The organism is Paraburkholderia sp. BR10937 (assembly GCF_040965695.1).
GTDB lineage: Bacteria > Pseudomonadota > Gammaproteobacteria > Burkholderiales > Burkholderiaceae > Paraburkholderia.
The window spans coordinates 1-831 of the sequence record NZ_JBFRCL010000154.1 but is presented as its reverse complement, the minus strand read 5'-3'; the positions used below and the strand labels follow the sequence as shown (position 1 = coordinate 831).

The following is an 831-nucleotide window of genomic DNA, read 5'->3' as shown; positions in this document are numbered from 1 at the left end:
CGACCCTGAGTGGACCGTGGTCCGTGATGATGGTTTTGCCACTGGCACCGTTACGCTCGTTGGTCTGGCCATCCGGCCTGGGATCGCCGGATGGATACCCCAGATGCAGCTTCATTTCGGCGCCCATCGCGCGTTCAATGACGGCCTTGTTGAAGGCGAGCATCAGGTCCTTGACCTGCGCGGGTGTCATCGGCCCCTTGACCAGTTCGTCCAGCAGCCCTTCAGGCAAGGCAGGCAGCGGCCCTCGGGCCGCTGCCTGCGAAGCGACAGTGCGTCGTTTCTGTTTCTTGTCCATCGGCATATCCATGATTTTTACCTCTCATGATATGCCTCGCCCACAAAATGGCTACAAGGGCTCCCCGTCGGTTGCAAACCCAACGTTGCTTTGATGTCTTTACGTACTGCGCTGCTTCGCTGGTGTAAGTGAGAAGGTGAAGGACTGCAATGCTACAAACGGTCATATTGGACCAATGGTCCGGACCCTGATGAAAGACGCGCGCGAGGACCTCGTTCGGATATCGGGATTGAGCTCCCTGTATTTTGTCCAGGTACGCCCCGCGCGGGTCCAACCCGCTTCACATCACCGCTGGCAGTGCAAAGTGATCTTTTATCCAGTCATGTGTACTATCGTGGTGTTCGTGTTAGTTGTTGGCAGATTAGCTCCGCACGTCACGCTGCCACTGGCTCGCGCCTGAAGTCGCCGCCGTACTTCAGAACTGCCCAGGCCATCCGCGCATTCTTGGCTGCGATGGCGACTGCTGCCCGCCAGTAACCGCGGCGCTCCACCAGGTTCCTGGCCCACCTGCTGAACCGGTCTTGCTTGTCGCCCAG

The 831-nt window shown here is 58.7% G+C and carries 1 protein-coding gene and 1 pseudogene; both read right to left on the bottom strand.

Going from position 1 to position 831, the window contains the following annotated elements; genetic code table 11:
- On the bottom strand, positions 1–307 hold a 307-nt coding region (locus AB4Y44_RS42415; RefSeq protein WP_368702818.1), incomplete at its 3' end, for a transposase.
- A 362-nt stretch (positions 308–669) separates the two neighbouring features.
- Positions 670–831, bottom strand: a pseudogene (locus AB4Y44_RS42410) (IS110 family transposase); the annotation flags it as partial.